Genomic DNA, 1,337 nt, shown 5'->3' on the forward strand with positions numbered 1-1,337 from the left:
TGATGTAGCCCCCTGAAACACCGGACAGTAGCTGTATCTCCAGATAAGAGATAGGCTTGAATATATGTCTAACACTAACGCCAATTTTGAGATGACCGGGATCCTGTTAGGGCAAGAAGTCCGTAAACGTAAAACTCCTCAGGAGAAGATCGCCATTATCCAGCAGACGATGGAGCCGGGTATGAATGTCTCCCATGTCGCCCGCCTGCATGGTATCCAGCCCAGCCTGCTGTTTAAGTGGAAGAAGCAATATCAGGAAGGCAGCCTCACCGCCGTTGCGGCTGGAGAGGAAGTCGTTCCTGCTTCTGAGCTTACTGCTGCTCTGAAGCAGGTCCGGGAGCTTCAGCGCCTTCTGGGCAAGAAGACGATGGAAGTTGAGATCCTGAAAGAAGCCGTGGAGTACGGTCAGTCGCGAAAATGGATAGCGCACGCGCCCTTGTTGCCAAAGGACGGGGAATAGCCATGGTCTGCCGGACCATGGGCGTGTCGCGTGCGCAACTGTCACTGCGGATTAACCGTTCTGCCGACTGGCAGGACAGGCGCTGTAACCGGCGTAATGAAGAAGCAGACGCAGAAATACTGTCGGCTATCCTCAACATTATCAGCGATATGCCGAGTTATGGTTATCGACGCGTGTGGGGCATCCTGCGCAAGCAACGTCGCACAGAGGGACAGCCACCTGTGAATGCCAAACGGCTTTACAGGATAATGCGTGAGCATAACCTGTTGTTGTTGCATCACAAACCAGAGCGACCGAAGCGTGAACATAAGGGCAAGATAGCGGTGGCAGAAAGCGATATGCGCTGGTGTTCAGATGGCTTCGAGTTCGGCTGCGACAACGGCGAAAAACTGCGGGTAACGTTCGCGCTGGACTGCTGCGACCGTGAGGCCATAGACTGGGCAGCAAGCACGGGAGGCTATGACAGTTCGACCGTGCAGGATGTGATGCTGAGGTCGGTGGAAAAGCGCTTCGGCGACAGGTTGCCCGACACAGCGGTGCAGTGGCTGACGGATAACGGTTCAGCGTATACCGCGTATGAAACGCGGAGGTTCGCGAGAGAGCTGAATCTGGAGCCCTGCACAACAGCGGTGAGCAGCCCGCAGAGTAATGGCATGGCCGAACGGTTCGTGAAAACGATGAAAGAAGACTATATCGCGTTCATGCCAAAACCGGATGTGAGAACAGCACTGCGAAACCTTGCAGTAGCGTTCACGCATTACAATGAAAACCACCCGCACAGCGCGCTGGGATATCACTCCCCGAGGGAATACCGGCGGCAGCGGACATCGTTAACTTAAGATACAAAAGCTGTTCGGAGATGGAGGGTCAAGATCAC

At 54.6% G+C, this 1,337-nt stretch carries 1 protein-coding gene; it reads left to right on the forward strand.

Going from position 1 to position 1,337, the window contains the following annotated elements:
- Nucleotides 1–91: 91 nt before the first annotated feature.
- Nucleotides 92–1,299, forward strand: a protein-coding gene (locus ACOTXL_RS23765; RefSeq protein WP_094487604.1) for an IS3 family transposase whose coding sequence is annotated in 2 segments (ribosomal slippage) — nt 92–413 and nt 413–1,299 — 1,209 coding nt in all. Because the reading frame shifts where the segments join, the coding sequence is not laid out codon by codon here.
- Nucleotides 1,300–1,337: the final 38 nt, after the last annotated feature.

Source organism: Enterobacter cloacae complex sp. IR5402, assembly GCF_049238125.1.
Lineage (GTDB): Bacteria > Pseudomonadota > Gammaproteobacteria > Enterobacterales > Enterobacteriaceae > Enterobacter > Enterobacter hormaechei_C.